We start from the raw sequence: 21,558 nt of genomic DNA on the forward strand, positions 1-21,558 counted from the left end.
AGCAGCCAGAGGCTTGGCTGCCGCCCTTTCAGGGCTTCGCACCACCATTTGCATGGCTCCCCAGGGCTTCACCCTGGGCTGTTGGCTGATCGTCCCTTTGGGACTTTTCGGAAATTCTTTTTCTTAAAAGCTATATTCATTCATGCTTAATGAATCAGCGCCAGCAAATTCGCAAAGCGTTCCTCGCCCCGCACCACATCCAGCATCGGCTCCACTTTCACGAATGCTAAAAATCCAGAACGTTCTTCATATGCCTCTTCCAGCCACGTCAGCGCCTCGTGCCGATTGCCCAACCCTAGATAGATCATGGCCGAAAAATACGCCGACACATATTGCCGTTTCCGCAACCGTTCCAATTGCGCCAGCATCTGGCGCGCTTCGCGATGCTGCCCGGCGCGGCCCAGCGCGTGGCCCAAATACGCCAGAAAGTTCGGACTGCCACCGGCCAGATTGACCGCCTTGCGCATGGAAGCGACCGCCTCATCAAATTGGCCCAACTGCAAATGGCACAATCCGGCGTGCGCATAGGCAAAGCCGAAGTTCGGATCGAGTTCCAGCACCTTGCGCCCCTGCGCCAGCCCGTGGTCAAAGCGGCGCGCGAAATAATAGGCCCAGCCCACGCTCAACGTGGAAAACAACGACAAGGGATCAAGTTGCTGCGCCAATTTGCATTCGTGCAAGGCGGCTTCGTGCTGCCCGGTGGCTTTCAGATAAAAGCCATAGCCGTCGTGCGCGTTGGGATAGTTCGGGCTGAGTTCGATGGCGCGTTTGTATTGCTGCTCCGCCGCCGCAAAATCCCAGTCGTAGAGCAAATGAAAGAAACCCAGCGAGCAATGCGCTTCGCCCAGTGCCTCGTCCAATTCGAGCGCTTTCAACGCCGCCGCTTTGGCTTTCGGATAGGCTTCGCGCGGCGGCAGGTTCCCGGTCGAAGAGGCCAGGAACCCATACGAATCGGCCATCCCGGCATAAGCCAGCGCGTAGTTGGGATCGAGATCAATCGCTTGCTGGAAGTGTTCGATGCCTTTGCGAATCCATTCCGGCGTGCGTTTGCTGTTGTAATAGCGGCCTTTCAAATACAGGTGATAAGCCTCGGTGTTGTCGGTGTAGCGTTTGACCAGCCGCTTCTTTTCCTCGCGGGTTAATTGCAAGCGCAGTTGCGCGCTGATCTCCTGCGAGATTTCGTCTTGCAAGGCAAAGATGTCGGTCATTTGACGGCGGTACTGTTCGCCCCAGAGTTGCGCGTTGTTGGCGACGTCAATCAATTCGGTTTTGACGATCAACGCGTTGGCCACCAGTTGCACGCGGCCCGTCAGCACGGCGCGCACTTTCAATTCCCGCCCGGCCAGTTGCGGATCAACGACGCGGCCTTTGTAACGTTGCACGGTGCTGGCGGGCACGACGCGCAACTTGGGCAATTGCGCCAGGCTGTTGATGATGCTTTCGGTGATGCCGTCGCTGAGATATTCCATCTGCGAATCTTTGCTGACATTGATCAACGGCAGGATGGCGAGTGAATCAATGATTTTGGGCGTTTTGCTTTTGCGCGGACGGCGCGTGGTGGCGGACTTCGCTGCCGCGCTGTTGAATTCGACAGTAACGGCTTCGCTCAGGCTACTGCTGCCCGTCGTGCGGGCGGCAATGTCAGACGAACTCAGATTCGCCAGCGCCGCTTCGACATCCAGCCGCGTTTTGATCTGGCGCAAATCGGTGCCCAGACTCTTGATCGTCTGATAGCGCTCTTCGCAGTTCTTGCGCAAAGCCTTGGCGACACTCCATCCCAGTTCCGCCGGCAGATTGGTCACCACGTTCGCCAACGGCTCCGGCTCTTCGCGCAAGATGGCGGCGATCACATCACTGGCCGTCGCGCCGTCAAACGGCAAGCGGCGCGCGATCATTTCATACAGCAGCACGCCCAAACTGAAAATATCGCTGCGCGCATCCACGCGCTGGCCGCGCGCCTGTTCGGGTGACATGTAACGCACCGTGCCCATCACCATGCCGGGGTCGGTATGCGCCTTGAGCTTGGTTGCCGCTTCCGGGTCAAACTTGCCTTCGGACTTTTCCGTCAATTTGGCGAGGCCGAAATCGAGCACCTTCACATAGCCATCGGGCCGCAGCATCACGTTTTCAGGTTTGATGTCGCGGTGCGTGATGCCCGCTTCGTGCGCGGCCTGCAACGCGGCGGCGGTTTGAATGGCGATGTCCAGCGCTTCGCCCAGCGTCATCTGACCCGTCAGGTGTTGCCGCAAGGTCACACCGGCGACGTATTCAAACGCGATGAAATGCCGCCCGGCGTGCCGCCCAATGTCGTAAACCGTGATGATGTTCGGATGATTCAACGCCGAAGCCGCCCGCGCCTCTTGCTCAAAGCGCGCCACACGTTCGGGGTGTTTGGTGAATTCAACCGGCAGGATTTTTAACGCGACGCGGCGGCCCAGGCGGTTATCTTCGGCCAGATAGACTTCGCCCATCCCGCCCGCGCCGAGCGGCGAGACGATGCGGTAATGCGCGAGCTGTGTTTCGGGAGCCAGTGATTCAGCCATCTTGGATGTGTTTGAATGCTGGGCATAGTTTCAACCACAAAGGGGCCAAGCGACAAAGGAAGCCGGGCGTAATCGAATTTTCTTTGCGCGCGTTGCCACGTGTTCGCCAACCTGCCACCAGTGCCGTTTCTCAGCATTTTGGTTGGAGTTCTGGTAAGTTGTGCGGCGCTTCAATCTCGCCCCACTCGCCCGGTAACAATGCCCCCAATGCCCACGGCCCGATTTGCACGCGAATCAGCCGCAGCGTCGGATGCCCCACCGCCGCCGTCATCCGCCGCACCTGACGATTGCGGCCCTCGGCAATCGTCAGCCGCAACCAGACAGCAGGCACGTTTTTGCGCACGCGAATCGGCGGCGTGCGTTCCCAGACAGCAGGCGCTTCGGTCAATTCGACTTGCGCCGGGCGCGTCAGGCCATCTTTCAACTCCACGCCGCACCGCAACTGGCGCAACGCGGCTGCGTCGGGCACGCGCTCGACTTGGACGAGGTAGGTCTTGGGTAATTTGAAACGCGGGTCGGCGATGCGCTGTTGCAATGCGCCGTCATCGGTCAGTAACAACAACCCTTCGCTGTCGTAATCAAGGCGGCCCGCCGGGTAGACAGCGGGCACATTGAGGTAATCGGCAAGTGTGGCGCGGCCCTCTCCGCCGCTGAATTGGCAGAGCACTTGGAAGGGTTTGTTGAAGAGGAGCAAGCGGCTCATAGCGCGCTGGCGGGATCGTCCAGCCCTTGCCGGCGATAAACATCGCGCAGATGGTGATAGGCCAGCGTGCTGTGTTCGACCGAACGCAGCGCCGCGCCCGAAAGCTCTTTCTTGACCATAGCGGGCGAACCGGCGGCCAGCGTGCGCGGCGGGATGATCGTGCCCGGCGTCACGACACTGCCCGCAGCGGTCATCGCGCCTTCACCGACAACCGCCTTATGCAAGACAATCGAACCCATGCCGACGACCGCGCCGTGCTCGATGGTGCACCCTTCCAGCAACGCGCCATGGCCGATGGTTACATCGTCTTTGATAATCGTCGGAATTTCGGGGGTCGTGTGAATGACGGAGTTGTCCTGCACGTTGCTGCCACGCCCGATTTCAATGCGGCCTTCATCGCCGCGCAACACGACGCCGTACCAGATGCTGGCGCCATCACCGATGATCACGTTGCCGATGATGGCGGCAGTCGGCGCGATGAAAACGTTTTGCCCGATCTGCGGGCGCTTGCCTGAGTACTCAAAAATCATAGTATCCATAAAGAAATCAACCACAGGTAACACGGGGATAGCTTTGGCATTCGCAAATGCTCCCCGCGTCCTCCGTGGTTCAATTTCAAAGCTCAAATTTCTGTTGATAAGTCGGCGTTTCCACCGACCAACCAAACTTCTCTTCAATTTTCTGCTTCATAGACATCATTGCGTCCACTTCGCCATGCACCAAAAACACTTTCTTCGGCGCATGTTTGAAACCTGACAGCCAGCGCAGAATCTCGTGGTAATCAGCGTGGGCGGAAAGGTTCGGCAAATTCTCGATGTGGGCGCGCACCGGCACATATTGGCCGAAAATCTTGATTTCCTTTTCGCCGTCCAGCAGGCGGCGTCCGCGCGTGCCTTCCGATTGATAGCCGACGAAGATCACGGTGTTGCGCTCATCCGGCAGGCGTTTGGTTAAGTGATGCAGGATGCGTCCGCCGGTCGCCATGCCGCTGGCCGAGATGACGATGGAAGGCTCGCGGCTGGCCGTGATGGCTTTGGAATCGTGCACGGTCTTCGACATATAAAACCGGTGCGTCGCCAGCGGGTTGCGATGCTCATCCACCAGCGCCGCCATCTCCAGATCGTGATCTTCTTTGTGATGCAGATAGAGCCGCGTCGCCTGCACAGCCATCGGGCTGTCCACATAAACGGGCAGTTGCGGGATGCGCTTTTCGTCTTCGAGCGCGCGCAGCAAATAAACCAGCAGTTGCGTGCGGCCCACGGCAAAGGCGGGCACCAGAATGTGGCCGCCGCGTTTGACGGTCTCGTTGATGATGTCGGCCAGGTGCGCTTTCACATCCAACTGGTGATGTTCGCGGTTGCCGTAAGTGGATTCGACCACGATGTAATCGGCTTCCTCGACGTTGGAAGGATCGTGGATGATCGGTTCGTTGTAACGGCCCAGGTCGCCGGTCATCACTAGGCGGCGGGTCGCGCCGTCGGTGCACTCGACTTCAAAATTGACGAAGCTGGAACCGAGGATGTGCCCGGCGGTGACGAATTCGAACCCCAGTTTTTTGGTCAATTGCACGCGCTTGTGATAATTCACCGCTTCAAACAACTGCAACGCATCATTCGCGTCCTCTTCGCTATAGAGCGGCAACGCGGGATGATGTTTCGAGGTGCCCTGCTTGTTAGCGTATGAAGCATCTTCTTCCTGTAAGCGCGCCGAATCGGGCAGCATCACGCGCGCCAGTTCGACCGTGCCGGGCGTACCGTAGACCTTGCCGTCAAAGCCGTCGTGCACCAGCCGTGGCAAATAGCCCGAATGGTCAATGTGCGCGTGCGTCAGGATGACTGAATTCAGGCTGCGCGGATTGACCGGAAACGGGTCCCAGTTGCGTTGGCGCAATTGCGCCAAGCCTTGAAACAAACCGCAGTCCACCAGCGTGCGATAGCCGTCCACTTCGAGCATGTGTTTGGAGCCGGTGACAGTTTGGGTGGCACCGAGAAATTGAATGTAAGTCATAAAGTCCTCCGTGGTTGCGGCGGCCAATATGCCGCGTTCGTGCTGATTCTTCAATCAAGCCGCAGACAGAAAAATGAAGGGCAGCAAAATGTAGGCTTACGGCCGTGTCCATTTTGCTGCCCCTCATTTTTCTGTCTGCCAATGCTGTCAGAGCGTTTTGTAATTGCGTTTACGGGAGCGGGTTGGGCCGGGACAGTACCGCGCGCGTGAGCAAGCGGAGCCTGCGGAACTCCGTCAACGGCTTAGCTTGACGCGCCGCTTGCTCACGCGCGCGGTACTGTCCCGCTGCGCGACTTTTCCCAGATACCGCTGTGAACCCGATCTAGTTCGCCAAGCCGACACGCTTCAGCACTTCGCCGAAGCGCGCATCATTTCGTAATGACGCAAAAACCGGCGCAACCTTCAATTCAACCATCCCGCCGTCTTTCTCGGCCAAGCCCTGCTTCAACGCGGCAAAGGCCTGATCGGTCTCGCCCAAACGCGCATGCAGAGCGGCGATGGCGGATGCAGCGACATAATGCCCCTTGGTTTCGGTTTGCAGATGTTCCAGTTCGCGCTGCCAGAAAGCCTGGATACCGCCCTGGGCAAAGGCCTGTTTCAAGCTGTCGAGATAGCTTTCCGGCTGGCTCGTCAACTGGCGGCCTTGAATCCATTCGTTGACCAGCGGTTGCGGCTGGCCTTTCTGTTCGTAAACCAAACCGAGGCCGGTGTGCGCGGCAGCGAATTTTTCATCCAACTTGAGCGACTTTTGAAAGTGTTCGGCGGCGTGTTCGTAATCGCTGGCGTAATACGAGAGCGTACCGATGTCGGTATTGATCGCTAGCGATTGCGGATCGAGTTTACGTGCCGTCCAGATTTCGGTCAGCGCGTCTTTGGGCTTGCCCATCAGCGCCAGGAATTCAGCGTAACGCTGATGCGCTTCGGCGCTTTTCGGATTCAATTCGAGCGCGTGTTTGAACAGGCGTTCGGCTTCTTTGAAATCCCAATCGTAACGCAGCTTGACCTTGGCGAGCGTCAATGTCGCGTCCACCGATTTCGGATCAAGCGAGAGCGTGTATTCGGCGACCTTGCGCGCCTTGTCCATCGCCTTGTCAGGCGTGATTTGATCCGCGCCGTCGGCGTGACAGGCGGCGCAACCGGCGGCGGCGGCGGCAAATTTGCTGTCGCGCGCGACGGCGGCTTCAAACAGTTCGTCGGCCTTGTGCTTGGCCTCGGGCGTGCCCTGATTGAAATAGTATTGGCCTTCCAGATAGAGCCGGTACGCCTCTTGATCTTTGGTGCCCGCTTTTGCCACGTCGGCGGCGGGCAGGTTGTTGACGGGCAATTGCAGCTTTTGCGTGATGCCGCGCGTGATGTCGTCTTGCAGCGAAATCAATTCGGTCAGCTTGCGCACATAACGTTCGCCCCACAGACGGCGGCGGTTGGCGGTGCTAACGAGTTCGGTGTTGACGATGACTTCATCGCCGCGCCGTGTGACTTCGCCGGTCAGGGCGGCGCGCACGTCGAGTTGATTGGCGAGTTCGACCGGGTCGGTGTCTTTGCCTTTGTATTTCAAAATGGAACTGCGCGCGACGACGTTCAGGTCGGGCACTTGCGAGAGCGCGTCAATGACTTGTTCGGTGATGGCGTCGCTCAGATATTCGGCCTGCGGATCGTTGATACGGAACGGCAGCACCGCGATCGAATCCACTTTGCTGGCGCGTTGTTGCCAGACGAAATACCCCGCCGCGCTGATTGCCAACAAGGCTAACACCCCGATTGCCGCCAGCAACCGGCTACGCCGCCGCGCGGGTTGCATGGCTGAAAGCAGATTGGTCGCTTGTACGGCATTTGCCGCCGAAGCCACGCCCAAGTTGGCCGCCGTGCCTTTGGTCGTCTCGAAAGAAACCGGCGCGCCCACGTTCGTTTCAAACGAATCGGCGGCGGCGGGTTGCGGCACGCCGAGTTCGCGCGTGGTGGTGTCGTCATCGCCGACTTCGACGCGGGCCTTGATGCGTTTGAGATCGGCGAGCACTTCCTGCGCGCCGGCATAACGCTTCTCGATGTCTTTGGCCAGCATGCGCGCGACGACCTGTTCCAATTCGCCCGGCACACCCGGCAACCGTTGTGACAAGCGCGTTGGCTCCTGCGTCAACAGCGAGGCGATCATGTCGCTGACCGTTGCGCCGCCGAACGGACGCTGGCTAGTGATCATTTCATACAGCACGACGCCGAAGCTGAAAATGTCGGTGCGGCCATCCAGCCGCTGCGCGCGCGCCTGTTCGGGCGACATATACGCGATGGTGCCCATCACCATGCCGGGTTGCGTCTCAAACAAAGATTTCGTCGCGGCTTCCAAATCGCCGGTTTCCATTTCGTTTTGCGTGAGCTTGGCGAGGCCGAAATCGAGCAGCTTCACGTAACCATCGGGCCGCAGCATGATGTTTTCGGGTTTGATGTCGCGGTGGATGATGCCGGCCTGATGCGCCGCTTGCAGCGCGCTCATGGTTTGCACGGCGATGTCGAGCGTCTCGCTCAGCTTCAAGCCTTTTTTCAGTTTGTCGCGCAACGTGTCGCCTTCGATAAATTCGGTGGCGATGAAATGCGCGTGTTCGTGCTGGCCGATTTCGTAAATGGTGATGATGTTCGGATGGTTGAGCGCCGAAGCGGCACGGGCCTCCAGTTCAAAGCGGCGCACGCGGTCGGCGTCCTGGGTGAACTGTTCGGGCAACAGTTTGATGGCGAGCTTGCGGCCCAGGCGAACGTCTTCGGCGAGATAGACCTCGCCCATGCCGCCCGCGCCAATGCGGTTGACGATGCGATAGTGGGAAATGGTTTGTCCGATCACGATGGTTGACCTCGGTACAGAGGGTGTCAGTAAGCGGCTCGCCTCAGTAGTAGCGAATTTATTTCTGCTGCTTCGTCACGAATAAATTCGTCACGCCAAGGGCCGCAGGTTTCTAAGAGCCATTACACCCGTCCTTACGCAAAAAAGGATCGGCGTGGATTCATCCCTCCAAACCGATCCTTTATTCCGCCAAGCCATTAGTTGACGGGCAAGTGGCGTATTGCAACCGCTATTTCTTTTTCAACATGCTGCACGCGTCAAAGGCTTGCGTCGGATTGACCGCCGTGTTGCCTTCTTCGATAAACGAAAGTTTGCCTTCTTTATCCACGACGAAGGTCGCGCGTGAGCCGTAACCGGTCGCTTCGTTGAAGACGCCGTAATCTTTGACGGTTTTGCGCGAGACGAAATCGCTCAGGATCGGGAAGGAAAGGCCTTTGGTTTCGGGCGCGAGTTCTTCTGACCAATGTTTAAGCGCGGGCACGCTGTCCACGCTGAGGCCGAAAATCTGGGTGTCGGTGTCTGCGAATTTGGCGAGATCAGCCTGATACGCCTTCATTTCGCGCGTTCAGCCACCGGTGAAGGCCAGTACGAAAACGGCCAGCACGACATTTTTCTTGCCCCGGAAATCGCTCAGTTTGTAGGTCTTGCCATCCGTGCCCGGCAAGTTGAAATCGGGTGCGACATCGCCAACTTTCAAATTGGTTTTGATCGCGGGCGGCCTGGGCGCTTGGGCGGCTGGTGCGGGTTGTTGCGCCAGCGCGCCCACACACAAGCTCAGCAACAGGGCCAGACCCAGCATTGGTTTTAGCATTTGCGGTTCTCCTTCGTTTGGTTAAAGGGTTGGTCGGTTAATCGGATTGCGGAAACGCGGCCATTAGACAGCAAGGTACGCGGCGATGCAATCGGCGGTTACAACGCTTTCCCAAAAGACGAAGCGCCGGCAACCCTCACGGCTCACCGGCGCACACTAACCAGGTTGTTTTGAATTTAGCCACGCAAGAGCGGCAATTCGTAAATCCCTGCCAGCCGGTTCAGATCGGCGCGCAACAGCCGCCATTGCTGTTCGACGCGCGGGTTGAAGCGGCCCGCCCGCATGAGCGCATTGATCTCGTCGGATTGGCGCATGACGCGCTCGACCTCGCGGCGCACTTCGCGGAAGGTGTCGCGCCGGTCGAATTCGCGGCGCAATTCATCCAACGCGGTCTCGAATTGCGCGACTTGGGTATTGATGCGCATTTCACGCCGGGTGTCATCCAAACGGCTATGATTGAGATTGTTGTCTACGGATTTGCGAAAGGCATCGCTGCGTTCTTCGACGCGCACGATGATGCGGTTGACGTCCGCCTTTGAATAAAATTTGCCGCGATAGCGGCCTTGCGCTTGGGCGGGGATAAAACTCAAGCCACAGATGACTAACAAGGTAAAAATCGTCGCTGCGAATTTCTGCATAATTCCTCCTTCAAGCAACGGCTAACGCCAATTTACGGACGGCGCCGCCAGCACAGCCTGACCGGGGGGTGCGGCAGGCTTGGTTCGCAGCATTGGAGCGCGCAGGCCAGGGCTTGGCCGAAAAATAATCAGCTAGACACCCGCGCACGATGCAGCAATGGACAAGCATCTGGCGACGGTTGACAATGCGCGGCACCAATCCATTCAACCCATTCAATGAGGAACACCATGTTCGATTACATCATCATTGGCGCAGGCGCCGCCGGTTGCGTGCTGGCAAACCGGTTGACCGCCGATCCCGCAGTCAAAGTCTTGCTGCTCGAAGCCGGTGGCCTCGACAAAAAGCAAGAGATCAAAATCCCGGCGGCCTTCAACAAGCTGTTCAAGACCGAATGCGATTGGGCCTATCAGACCGAACCGCAGGCGCAATTGCACAACCGCCGCGTCTTCTGGCCGCGCGGCAAAGTGCTGGGCGGTTCGAGTTCGATCAATGCGATGGTTTATAGCCGCGCCAACGCGCACGATCACGACCGCTGGGCCGAGATCGGCGTCAACGGCTGGAGTTATGCCGACCTCCTGCCTTACTACAAAAAGTCCGAGCACAACGAACGCCTGAACGACCAATATCACGGCCAGGGCGGCCCTTGGCATATCGCCGATCAGCGCTGCGTCAATCCGCTGACGCAAACTTTTGTCGAAGCTGCCAAAGCGGCTGGCATTCAACCCAATCCCGATTTCAACGGCGCAGTGCAAGAGGGCGCAGGCGTCTTTCAAGTCAATCAAAAAGGCGGCCAACGCCACAGTGCCGCCGCCGCCTTTCTGAAACCCGTGCTCGCGCGCCCCAACCTGACCGTGCGCACCGGCGCACACACCACGCGCATTTTGTTTGATGGCCCGCGCGCCGTGGGCGTCGAATTCGTCGTCGCGCAACGCCCAGAAACAGTGCGCGCCGAACGCGAAATCCTGCTCAGCGGCGGCACGATCAATTCGCCGCAACTGCTGCTGCTTTCCGGCCTCGGCCCGGCGGAGCATTTGCGCGCCCACGACATTCCCGTCATCGCCGACCTGCCCGGCGTCGGCCAGAACCTGCAAGACCACGCGCTGATCGGCGTCGAGTTTGAATGCAACCAGCCGCTCTCGTTGTACAAAGCCGACAACTTCAAAAACATTCTGAACTATCTGGTCTTCAAAAAAGGCCCACTGACCTCGAACGTGTGCGAGGCCGCCGCCTTCATCAAAACCAAACCGGGGCTGCCCGCGCCCGATTTGGAACTGGCCTTTGCGCCGACGTTTTATATGGACAACGGTTTCGCCAACCCCGACCTGCACGGCTTCGCCATCGGCGTGGCCTTGCAACATCCCGAAAGTCGGGGCGAAATCCGGCTGCGTTCAAATGATCCCTTTGCCGCGCCGGTGATTCAGCCCAATTACTTTACCGCAGAAGCCGACCTCGCCACCGTCGTCGAGGGCATCAAGGTCAGCCGCGAGATTTTGCATTCCAATACGTTCGGCACATTCCGTGGCAAAGAATGGTGGCCCGGCCCCGCAGCCCGTACCGACGAAGATTTCGCTGAACATATTCGCCGCACCTCCGAAACGATCTATCACCCGGTCGGCACTTGCCGGATCGGCACTGATGATCTGGCAGTGGTGGATGAAGGATTGCGGGTGCGTGGCATAGACGGTTTGCGCGTGGTGGATGCGTCGGTGATTCCGTTTCAAACGACAGGTCATACACAAGCGCCGGTCGTGGCCCTGGCCGAGAAAGCGGCAGACCTGTTGCGCGGATAGGCATTTGATGGACCTTGGCAGGCCATTGACACAGAGCCACAAAGAAAAGGCTTGGCCTATCCGAAAACATCTCAGTGTCTCTGTGTCTCTGTGGCAAAGTTTCCAGCTTTTGCGTAAGTCCTAATTTGCTTTTTTACGGGGCAGCAGAAACAATCCATCCATCAAGCAACATTCAGGAATCAACGCTTATGGCCGGAACCATGCTCACATTCGCCGACCGCAATCACCTATCAGCCGCCGCCGCATTGCTGCGCCATGAACGCATCCGCCAGGCCTGCGAGTTCATCCACACACAGCAGCGCCACCTGACCGACGAACTCATCCACATTTGCGAAATCCCCGCGCCGCCGTTTCAGGAACAAGCGCGCGGACGCTACCTTGCGCAGCGCTTCAGCGAATTGGGATTGCACAATGTGCACACCGATGCCGAAGGCAATGTCATCGGCTTTTATCCCAGTGAAAGCGAGCAGCCTTTGCTGGTCGTCTCGGCGCACCTCGACACCGTCTTCCCGGCAGGCACCGATGTCACGGTCAAACGCAGCGGTTCGCGGCTGTGCGCGCCGGGCATTGCCGACGATTGCGCGGGGCTGGCGGCGCTCATCGGTTTGATTGAAGCGCTGAAGGCCGCGCAGCTTCGTCCGCGCGGCGGCCTCGCCTTTGTCGCGACAGTGGGCGAAGAGGGTGAAGGCGATTTGCGCGGCGTGCGCTATCTGTTCAGCGCGGGCAAGCTGGCGGGGCGGGTGGCTGGCTTTATCTCTTTTGACGGCACGGCCATCGAATTCATCACGCATCAGGCGCTGGGGTCGAAACGCTTTCGCATCACCTTCGCCGGGCCGGGCGGGCACAGTTGGGGAGACTTTGGCGTCGTCAATCCGGTGCACGCGCTGGGCCGCGTCATCGCCAAGCTGGCCGATTACCGCGCGCCTACGGAACCGCGCACGACTTACAACTGCGGGCGCATCGAAGGCGGCGAATCGGTCAATGTGATTCCCGAATGGGCGCGGCTGGATGTGGATTTGCGCTCGGCGTCAGAATTGGAGTTGGGCCGCCTGGAAGATTTCCTGTTGCGCGCGGTGCAACAGGCGGCGGAAACGGAAAACAATTTGCGTGCGGCGGCGGGCAAGACGCTATCGGTAGAGGTGCAAATGATCGGCCACCGGCCTTCCGGGGAAACGCCCAAAAATGCGCCGCTGGTGCAATGCGCCATCGAGGCTTCGCAAGCCTTGGGCATCCGGCCACTACTCAATCGCGCTTCGACCGACGCCAACATCCCGATCAGCCTTGGCATTCCCGCCATCACGCTGGGCGCGGGCGGCGTGTCGGCGGATTCGCACCGGCTGACGGAATGGTATGACCCGATTGGCCGAGAGTTGGGTTACAAACGGGCGCTGTTGTTGATCTTGGGGATGACCGGGATAGCCCCCTCGTAATCGCGAATTTATTCGTTACGGACTGGCGCGAATAAATTCGCGACCACGAGGGAGACCGTCATTTCCGTTGAATCGTAATCGGCACAAAAGGCGCTGGCTGCGTCACCGCCACCGGCTCCCCGTTGCGAACCGCTTCAAGCGCGCGTAACAAAGTCGCCTCTTCCTGCACGCCAAACAATACCTGTCCGCCCAGCACAAACGCAGGGACGCCGCGCACGCCGTAAGTTTCCGCAATCAACAAATCCTCGTCCACTTCCTCGGCGTGCCGTTGCGCGCGCAAGGCCGCACCCAAATCCGCCGCATCCATGCCCAAACGCCAGGCCAGTTGTTGCAGCGTTTCAATCGCGCCAATGTCCAGGTCTTCGACAAAATGAGCACGCAGAATCGCGGCGTGGAATGCGGCAAAGCGGCCTTGTGCGCGCGCCCAGGCGGCGGCTTCATGTGCGTAACGGGTGGGCGGCAGGCGCGAGGGTTGCCGCATCTCAACGCCCAGCGCCGCTGCGCTGGGCAGCACGGTATCGCGCCAGCCCTGGTTCATGGCCTCACCGCGCGGTTCCATACGGGGCGGGCCTGCCTGGCGCAATTGATAGGCGCGCCAGACGACTTCAGCGCCAGTCTTGGCGGCAGCCTGGTTGAGGGCGACCTGCCCCAGCAAACAAAAGGGTCAGGTGTAATCGGAAAAAACCTGAATGACGATGGACATGAATGCTTAGCCTTTGGGTGCGTAATACCCGGCGCGGGCGCGCGCGCTGAAGCCGGGCTTTTTGATTTTGACTGCGAGTTTGCGGAAGCCGCCGTCGCGCGCTTCGTTGCTGGAATAGAAACCGAGAATGTATTGCGTGCGCAATTCATCGGCCAGTTTGGCAAAGGCCGCGTCCAGTTCTTTCAGCGCGTGATCGGAATTGTCGTCGGGCGCGGCGTCGTCGTTGTCGGCCAGTTTGGGGTGATAAACCTCGCCGCCCGTCTCTTTGGTCAAGGCGGCCAGCGCGCGTTCGGCGGCCAGATCGCGCAGGTTTTGCGAATTCCACAGACCGCCGGTGTAAATGGCATAGATCACGCCATCCACGCCCTGCGTCTGTTGCAAGGCGAGTTTCAGCGTCTTGGCGCTGGTCGTGTCGCCGCCGTCGGTGATGAGCACGATGATGCGGCGGCCCCGCGCGGGTTTCAGGTAATCGGCGGCCAGATAGATGCCGTCATACAGCGAGGTCGCGCCCCCGGCTTTGAGTTGTTTGGTGGCGTTGGTGAGCAGCGGCACGCGGTTGGTGAATTCCTGCTGCAAGACGACATCGGTGGCAACGGAAAAGAGCGCGGCCTGATCCTGTGGGCGAATCAGGCGCTCGAAAAATTTGGCGGCGGCTTTCTTTTCAAAGGCCAAGCGCGGCGCCACGCTCAGGCTGGTGTCAAAGAGCATCACCAGACGCAATGGCGCTTCGCTCTCGCGCGTAAAGATCGTCAGTTCCTGCGCGGCGCCGTCTTCCAGCACTTCAAAATCTTCGCGCTGCAAATCGCTGGCTTTGCCGCCCGCCGGAGCAATGATATTCGTGACGACGGTGACCAGATCGGTGTTGATGCGGATGGCTTCTTCTTTTTGCTCGGGCGCGGTTACCGGCGGTTTGGGCAGGGGTGGCAAGGGGACGGGTTTGACCGGGCGCTTCTCGTCTTGTTTGTTGCGGCCGCTCTGAGCATGCGAATGAAGCAGCGGCACGCACAACAGCACGCTCAGCAAACAACCCAACATTGCACTTGCCAACCTGTTTGGCTTCGTCATCTATGTTCTTTCGCTGAAAAATAAGCCTGAGGTTTAACCTCCAAGCTGTTCGTTGCGGCCACAGGTTAAAGGCCAATGAGGTTAAGCTTAGGGTTTTCCGCCCAAAGCCCTGAAAGGGCAGAGTTTAGTAGCCCAGGGCAACGCCCTGGGTCAACCAAACACCGTATGGTACCAAGCCCTGAAAGGGCGGAATAAACACACGCAATTTCGCCCTTTCAGGGCTTAATAATCATTGCGCGCCGGGTCCAGGGGCGTTGCCTCTGGCTATTCAATATCGCCCTTTCAGGGCTTCAGGTTTAACTTAACCTCATTGGACTGAAGTCAGAACTCCATGCCATTCGCCTTCACGCTCAAACACTCTTGGCTAGCTCTTTTACTTCGCCGATGTCGCGCAACCACGCGGTAAACGCCTGCAAGCCGCGTTCGACCTGGATACGATGGCGCTCGGCTTTGCGTTTGAGTTTTCGGCGCGCGACATCTTCCAGCGGCGGCAACAACGCAAAGGTCGTGTTGGCCGGTTGGAAATTATCAGCATCGGCGTTGGCCAGATAAAACGTCAGCGAACCCAGCGCCGATTCGCGCGGCGGCGCGGCGGGTTCCTGTCCCAACGCCAAGCGCGCGGCATTCATGCCGGCCAACATGCCAGTCGCCATCGCCTCGGTGTAACCCTCGATGCCGGAAATCTGTCCGGCAAACAGAACGCGCGGATGGGCGCGCATTTGCAAGGTTTGCCGCAACAATCTTGGCGAACAGATGTAAGTATTGCGGTGCATCTGGCCGAAGCGGATGAACTCGGCGTTTTCCAGCCCCGGAATCAGTTGCAGCACGCGCCGTTGCTCGCCCCATTTCAAATGACACTGGAACCCGACCATGTTGTAGGCCTCGGCCAGCAGATTTTCCATGCGCAACTGCACACAGGCATACGGCACTTGCCCGGTGCGCGGATCAACCAGCCCGACCGGCTTCATCGGCCCGTAACGCAGCGTCTCGATGCCGCGCCGCGCCGTCTCTTCGATAGGCAAACAGCCTTGAAAGTATTTGGCCTCTTCCTCCATGCCCTCGTGCGGCATGACTTTTTCGGCGGCGATCAACTCGTGGTAAAAGCGTTCGTACTGCTCTTTGTCGAGCGGGCAATTGACATAATCGTCGCCGCCGCGCCCGTAACGCGCGGCTTTGAAGACGATGTCGTAATTGATCGAGTCGGCCTCAACAATCGGCGAGATGGCGTCGAAGAAATACAGGTCGCGCTCACCCGTCAGCTTGCCAATCGCCGCGACCAGCGCGGGCGAAGCGAGCGGCCCGGCAGCGATGACAGTGATTTCGTCCGGGTTGATCGTGCTCACTTCCTCGCGATGGATTTCGATGTTGGGGTGCTGGTGCAGCGTTTCGGTGATGAGCGGCGAGAATTGCGCGCGGTCAACAGCCAACGCCCCGCCCGCCGGTACGGCGACTTGTCGCGCGATGCGCAAGAGCAGCGAATTGCCCGCCTCCATTTCATTTTTCAGCAGCCGCGGCGCGCTGGCGGGTTCGTCGGTTTTCAACGAATTGCTGCACACCAGTTCGGCGAAATGGCTGGTGCGATGCGCACCCGTCGCGCGTTGCGGACGCATTTCAAACAAGCGCACTTGGCAACCGCGCTCCGCCGCCTGCCAGGCGGCTTCGGAACCGGCGAGTCCGGCGCCGATGATGTTTACGAGTTTCTCGTCAGCCATAACTACTCCCGTCTACCATGAATACTTGAGGCCGCGATCATAGCAGATGCGCCGGGCAGATGTGATGGGCCAGCCCGGCACCCGCCGGGAGCGGCAGAAAAAGAGTGTTCTTTCTAATTTCCAGTTGTGCTGTCCCATTACGCCGCCTATACTGCGCGGCGGCGAGCTTGGAGATTGTTCTTGTAAGAAAAATCTCCAACGAAATTTCACGGGAATAATGAATAGGTAAAGCGGTTTTACTTGGCCTTGGCTAAATTGAGGGTTTGCAGGGTGGGAGGGTTTATTTTTTCTGGCACCCCGCCTGAAAGCGACATCGGCAAATCACAACCCCACAGTATGATTTGTCTGCAAATCGTCAATTGATGAATTTCACGAGCAAAGCAAAGCAGTACAGATTTCAGCGGCGGTCAACTTCAGTTGCGGGCGGAGTAGTTTGCTTAGCCGCAACGATTTAGTGCCAAAGCGGCGCATGCCCCGTGCCGCCAATGTTGGCCGTTTATGTAACGACTCAACCTTGCAAGTTGAGTATCCCCATTCGTCTAAATTTAGCGCCCCGGCAGAAGCACTGATGACGCTGCCTCTTTTCTTGCTGGCGACTGTCGGCTGACCTGCGGCCAAAGAAGTTTTCATTGGCTGTAGGTCAGCCTGTCTGTTCGTAAACCGTTGCCCTGCAAGGAAGTGAAAGGTAAGTACCTGCACGCTTGTGTGGGACAAACGCGTAGTACTGCCTTTGTTTGAAACCCGGTGTTCACCGCAGTTGCTGAGAGTTCAAGTTCTCAAACATCGGCCCTAGACAGCTAACGCGGTTGATCTTTAGGACACGCACCTTGAGTTCACCAAAGCGCCATCACCGGTTTCGCCCTCCCTGGTTTATCGTAGCGAGCGCGGCTCGCTCATCCCTCAATCTCGCTGGCCCGCCCAGCAAAGGAATGACTAGGAGTTATTATGAAAACAAGAAAGACTCCAAAACTCTTTCTGCCCCTCGTTGCTCTGATAGCGCTGGCCTTGGCCGCGCTATCTTTCACCCCAACGCACGATGCCGCACAACAATTTTCCGGCGCCATCTATACCAGCATGTCAGATGCCTCTGCCGTCAACCACAACATTTATGACAAGTGCGACCAGGTCTACCTAAACGGCGGCCCCCAGAATCAGAATGGGCCAGGGCTACCTGACGGTACCTATTATTTTCAGGTGACGACGCCAAACGGCGACCTGCTTTCAAACGACCCGGCGGCGTGTCGGCAGTTAATGGTAGTCGGAGGCGTGATTGCAGGCGCCTCGCCGCTTTCGGGTGCGTGTGCACACCTTAACGGGACAACTAACCCGATCACCGGCACCACGCCCGTCAGACTGTTTCCGTTCAACGCCACCACCAATCCGGGCGGCGAATACAAAGTCTGGTTGATTATGCAAACACCCGCGACGACGGTTGCGGCGGATGGGATACACTTGAATTTCAGCAACAGTGACACCAAGACTGACAACTTCAAGTGCAAGGAAAACCCTGGCGGGCCGCAACTCGCGGGGATTGGCGGCAAAAAATACTATGACACGAATACCAATGGCATGCTTGATGCAAACGAGCCTGGGATTGAAGGCATAACGATCAAAGTCACGCTCGGTGATGCCGCCCACACCATGGTGACAACGCAAACCAGCGCGACTGGAGACTGGGGTTTGGCCTTGCCTGTCGGAACGACCTATACGGCTTGCGAAATGTTGCCCGCGAGTCCCGTGTATGCCCAGACAGGACCGAAAGTGGGCGCTCAGGCGTTTGACGGTAGTAATACGTTAGCTGCTACCGCGCAATCCGTAAGTTCAGCGGTGTGCTGGGTAGGAACCGTAGCTCTCACGGACACGTTGAAACTCGACTTTTTCAACGTCAAATGCACACAAATTACCTGCCCATTGAATGTGACGGTCGAGTGCGGCGCTGACACCTCCCCTGCCGCGACGGGTTCCGCTGTGGCCGTATGCGCGACGGTCACCTCGTCCGATTCTTTTGCTCCGGCCTGCGGCGCCACAGGGATTATCACCCGCACGTGGACGGCCACGGACAGCGCTGGTAACACTGCCACCTGCACGCAAACTATCACGATCCAAGATACCACTAAGCCGACGATCACCGGGTTCCCGGCGGACACGACCGTTTCGTGCGCGAGCGCGGTGCCCCCGGCTAATGATGCCGCAGTGACGGCCACGGATTGCAGCGCCGTGACGGTTACCCATGACCCTGACGTAATCAGCAATCTGACCTGTGCCAATCGCTACACGATCATGCGGACCTATCACGTCACCGATGCCTGCGGCAACGTCACCAACCGCACGCAAACCATCACGGTCAACGACACCACAGGCCCGACCATTACGTTGGCCAATGTCAGCACGCCGATCCTGTGTCCGGCAACGCCTGTGTTCAATGCCCCGACGTTGAGCGACAACTGCGGCGGCGCAGTCTCGCTTAGTTATGCTGACGTTACGACGAATGGCTTCTGCGGCAGTTACAGAATTACGCGTACCTGGACGGCCAAGGATGCCTGCAACAATACCAGCCAGGCCAGCCAGAGCATCACGGTTGAGTGCACCAGTTGCGGCGGGCTGACAAAAGGCTTCTGGCAGAACAAGAATGGACAGGGCATCATCACGGGCGGTGCGGCGACCGCTGGAGTCGCCAATGCGGGCACGTGGTTAAGACAGTTCGCGCCCTTCCAGGACCTCAGCGCGACAGCCACTCCGGCGCAGGTTGCACTCTACGTCTACAACGTCGTCAAGGCGGCCACTTCTGCCGGCACAACCATGAACCCGATGCTCAAAGCGCAAATGCTGGCGACGGCGTTGGATGTGTACTTCAGCAATCCGGTGCTGGGCGGCAACAAGATCAACGCCCCGGCGCCGCTTGGGAACGTCCGCCTAGACCTCACCGTCGTCTGCCCGATGCTTGATGACGCTAACGGCGTCGGGACATGCAACGGCGCTTATCAAAATGTGAGCGCGGTCTTTGGCAACGCGACATGTCCCACTGTGCTACAAATGCTCGCTTATGCAGCGAGCCAATCTAACAGTGGCGGCAGCAATTGGTATGGGCAGGTGAAAGCTACGCAAGAGATGGCGAAGAACGCCTTCGACGCCATCAACAACAGCAAGGCCTTTGCTTGCGGCCCATAGGCCAACTCGCTCCTTCCCCGCGCGCTCCGTTCAAACGCGGAGCGCGCGGGGATCATGCAATCCCGCACTCTGTTCCTTGCCATTCGCTCAAGCCGTAGGTGTACGTCGTTTGTGGTCGCGCGGGTTTTCTCACCTCTTGAAAAAAGAAATTGCCTTGCCCTAGCCGCCTGACTACAATCCCGCCCGGTTCCGGTGGTCTTTGGTTTTGGCCGGTTTTGGTGATCCACGATGAAAGAATCCTTGCTCCCATTGTTAGCCTGTCCCACCTGCGGCAGCGATTTAACCCTGACGGTAACGCAACAAACGGACGCTGAAATTGAGGCGGGCGCCTTGCATTGCCCGCGCTGTCTGCACACGTTCACCATTCGCCACGGCGTGCCGCGTTTTGTCGAATTGGAAAACGATCCGGCGCAGCGCGAGACCGCCGAAAATTTCGGCGCGCAATGGCTGGTCTTCGACCACGTCGAGCAACATCATCAGCAACAGTTTTTGGATTGGATAGCGCCTGTCACGCCCGAGTTTGTGCGCGGCAAACTCGTCGTCGAAGGCGGTTGCGGCAAAGGCCGCCACACCCGCGCCATCGCCGAATGGGGCGCCCAAGCCATCGTTGGCGTAGACCTGAGCGCCGCCGTCGAGGCCGCCCAGCGCAACACACGCGATTTGCCGAATGCGCACATCATTCAAGCCGACATCTATCACCTGCCATTGAAACAGGCGTTTGATTACGCCTTTTCGGTCGGCGTGCTGCATCACCTGCCCGACCCGCGCGGCGGCTTCGCCTCATTGTGCAAACACCTGAAACCGGGCGGCGCGATTTCGGCCTGGGTTTATGGGCGCGAGAACAATGGCTGGATCGTGCATTTCATCAACCCGCTGCGCGAGCATTTCACCTCGAAGCTGCCGATGCGCGCGCTCTATTGGCTGTCGTACCTGCCGAGTTTGCTGCTGTGGTTAGTGTTGAAGCTGGTTTACCTGCCACTGAGCGGCACGCCGCTCAAACGCTTTTTATTTTACGGCGAATATCTGAGTTACATCGCGCGCTTCCCTTTTCACGAGATTCACAACATCGTGCACGACCACTTGACCGCGCCCGTCGCGTTTTATTTAAGCCGCACAGAGTTCAACGCCTGGTTCACCGAAGCCCGCGCCGAACACGTCGAATTGCACTGGCACAATCAAAACAGTTGGCGCGGCTTCGGCTTCGTCAAGCCGCACGCGGCCCACTCTGCGAAGATGGAGGCCGGTTATGGCGCTTAACGCACCCGAAGTCGAAGCCGTCGAAGCCGTCTGGGGCGAAAATGGCGTGATGCGCCCATCCAATTACGAAGTGCTTTTTGATGTCGAAGATGCGCACTGGTGGTTTGTCGGGCGACGCGCGATTGTCTTTGCGCTGATTGAGCAAGCCCTGGGTACGCCCCTGGGTACGCACCGCTTCCAGCGTGCGGCCTCGGCGTCAGACGGCATAAAGGCCAGTGTTCCAACTCCTGATTCATTCCGTCAATTGCCAAGCCCGCACGCTGGAAGCGGTGCGTACCCAGGGCAAATCCTCGACATCGGCTGCGGCACTGGCGCCACGATGGATCACCTGCAACGCTTCGGCACAGTACAAGGTATTGATCTCTTCGACTTGCCGTTGCGTTTCTCACGGCAGCGCGGCCATCAGCGCGTGCTCTGTGCCAGCGCGACTGAACTGCCCTTCGCCACAAGCTCTTTTGATTTGGTCACAGCGCTCGATGTGATTGAACATTTGGACGATGACGTCGGCGGCTTGCGCGAAATCCGCCGCGTGTTGAAACCGGGCGCGCCCGCCGTGATTTTCGTTCCGGCGTTTCAGGCGCTGTGGGGGCCGAACGATGTGCAATCGGGCCACAAGCGGCGCTATCGCTTGCCGCAGTTACAAACCGCTGTCGCCGCCGCCGGCTTGAAAATCGAAAAGATCAGTTACGCCAACCTGGCGATGTTCGCGCCCATCTGGCTGGGCCGCCGCTTGCTGACGCTGCTGGGCCAAGCGGAGCAGGCCGAAAACCGCATCAATCATCCCTTTATCAACGGCGTTATCGCCAAACTCTTCGCCAGCGAAGCCGGCTGGTTGCGCCACCATTCCCTGCCCTTTGGCGTCTCGCTGATCTGCGTGATGCGTAAAGCTGAATAGAAAACCCA

Annotated in this window: 16 protein-coding genes; 5 read left to right on the forward strand and 11 right to left on the reverse strand. The window is 58.6% G+C overall.

Annotated features, from left to right (window positions below; genetic code table 11):
• Positions 1–146 precede the first annotated feature (146 nt).
• The 8 genes from HY011_24015 to HY011_24050 all read right to left on the reverse strand — a co-directional run bounded on the left by HY011_24015 (position 147) and on the right by HY011_24050 (position 9,529).
• Positions 147–2,543, reverse strand: coding sequence for a protein kinase (locus HY011_24015; protein ID MBI3426008.1), 2,397 nt, complete (start codon positions 2,541–2,543; stop codon positions 147–149).
• A 130-nt stretch (positions 2,544–2,673) separates the two neighbouring features.
• Positions 2,674–3,246: a pseudouridine synthase gene (locus HY011_24020; GenBank protein MBI3426009.1), complete on the reverse strand. Its 573-nt coding sequence runs from the start codon at positions 3,244–3,246 to the stop codon at positions 2,674–2,676.
• Entirely contained in the window at positions 3,243–3,776 is a 534-nt protein-coding gene (locus tag HY011_24025; protein MBI3426010.1) for a gamma carbonic anhydrase family protein, read from the reverse strand. Before HY011_24025 ends, HY011_24020 begins: the two co-directional genes overlap by 4 nt.
• An 85-nt stretch (positions 3,777–3,861) precedes the next feature.
• Complete coding sequence (locus tag HY011_24030) at positions 3,862–5,253, reverse strand: MBL fold metallo-hydrolase (GenBank protein ID MBI3426011.1); 1,392 nt, start codon at positions 5,251–5,253, stop codon at positions 3,862–3,864.
• A gap of 322 nt (positions 5,254–5,575) precedes the next feature.
• Positions 5,576–8,080, reverse strand: a complete 2,505-nt coding sequence (locus tag HY011_24035; GenBank protein MBI3426012.1) for a protein kinase — start codon at positions 8,078–8,080, stop codon at positions 5,576–5,578.
• 229 nt (positions 8,081–8,309) lie between these two features.
• The gene (locus HY011_24040) at positions 8,310–8,636 is read right to left on the reverse strand and encodes a redoxin domain-containing protein (GenBank protein MBI3426013.1); all 327 of its coding nucleotides are present in this window, start codon (positions 8,634–8,636) and stop codon (positions 8,310–8,312) included.
• Between the two features lie 9 nt (positions 8,637–8,645).
• Complete coding sequence (locus HY011_24045) at positions 8,646–8,891, reverse strand: redoxin domain-containing protein (protein ID MBI3426014.1); 246 nt, start codon at positions 8,889–8,891, stop codon at positions 8,646–8,648.
• 176 nt (positions 8,892–9,067) lie between these two features.
• Complete coding sequence (locus HY011_24050) at positions 9,068–9,529, reverse strand: hypothetical protein (protein MBI3426015.1); 462 nt, start codon at positions 9,527–9,529, stop codon at positions 9,068–9,070.
• A 228-nt stretch (positions 9,530–9,757) separates the two neighbouring features.
• Here HY011_24050 and HY011_24055 point away from each other — a divergent pair, with 228 nt between their 5' ends.
• Both HY011_24055 and HY011_24060 read left to right on the forward strand, forming a co-directional pair.
• A complete protein-coding gene (locus HY011_24055; GenBank protein MBI3426016.1) occupies positions 9,758–11,320 on the forward strand; it encodes a choline dehydrogenase in 1,563 nt (520 codons plus the stop codon).
• 188 nt (positions 11,321–11,508) lie between these two features.
• Positions 11,509–12,750: a M20/M25/M40 family metallo-hydrolase gene (locus HY011_24060; GenBank protein ID MBI3426017.1), complete on the forward strand. Its 1,242-nt coding sequence runs from the start codon at positions 11,509–11,511 to the stop codon at positions 12,748–12,750.
• 58 nt (positions 12,751–12,808) lie between these two features.
• Here HY011_24060 and HY011_24065 read toward each other — a convergent pair whose 3' ends face one another.
• The 3 genes from HY011_24065 to trmFO form a co-directional block, all read right to left on the reverse strand.
• Positions 12,809–13,405: a DsbA family protein gene (locus HY011_24065; protein ID MBI3426018.1), complete on the reverse strand. Its 597-nt coding sequence runs from the start codon at positions 13,403–13,405 to the stop codon at positions 12,809–12,811.
• A gap of 54 nt (positions 13,406–13,459) precedes the next feature.
• Positions 13,460–14,518 carry a VWA domain-containing protein gene (locus tag HY011_24070; protein MBI3426019.1) on the reverse strand — a complete coding sequence of 353 codons (1,059 nt, stop codon included), beginning with the start codon at positions 14,516–14,518 and terminating at the stop codon, positions 13,460–13,462.
• Positions 14,519–14,868: 350 nt separating this feature from the next.
• Positions 14,869–16,230: a methylenetetrahydrofolate--tRNA-(uracil(54)-C(5))-methyltransferase (FADH(2)-oxidizing) TrmFO gene (gene trmFO, locus HY011_24075; GenBank protein ID MBI3426020.1), complete on the reverse strand. Its 1,362-nt coding sequence runs from the start codon at positions 16,228–16,230 to the stop codon at positions 14,869–14,871.
• Between the two features lie 945 nt (positions 16,231–17,175).
• On the opposite strand from trmFO, the gene HY011_24080 reads away from it, so the two are divergent.
• The 3 genes from HY011_24080 (at position 17,176) to HY011_24090 (ending at position 21,550) form a co-directional block, all read left to right on the forward strand.
• Positions 17,176–19,398, forward strand: a complete 2,223-nt coding sequence (locus HY011_24080; GenBank protein ID MBI3426021.1) for a hypothetical protein — start codon at positions 17,176–17,178, stop codon at positions 19,396–19,398.
• A gap of 228 nt (positions 19,399–19,626) precedes the next feature.
• A complete protein-coding gene (locus HY011_24085; GenBank protein ID MBI3426022.1) occupies positions 19,627–20,655 on the forward strand; it encodes a methyltransferase domain-containing protein in 1,029 nt (342 codons plus the stop codon).
• The gene (locus HY011_24090) at positions 20,645–21,550 is read left to right on the forward strand and encodes a class I SAM-dependent methyltransferase (protein ID MBI3426023.1); all 906 of its coding nucleotides are present in this window, start codon (positions 20,645–20,647) and stop codon (positions 21,548–21,550) included. The genes HY011_24085 and HY011_24090 overlap by 11 nt, the downstream gene beginning before the upstream one ends.
• Positions 21,551–21,558: the final 8 nt, after the last annotated feature.

Source organism: Acidobacteriota bacterium (assembly GCA_016196035.1).
Lineage (GTDB): Bacteria > Acidobacteriota > Blastocatellia > RBC074 > RBC074 > JACPYM01.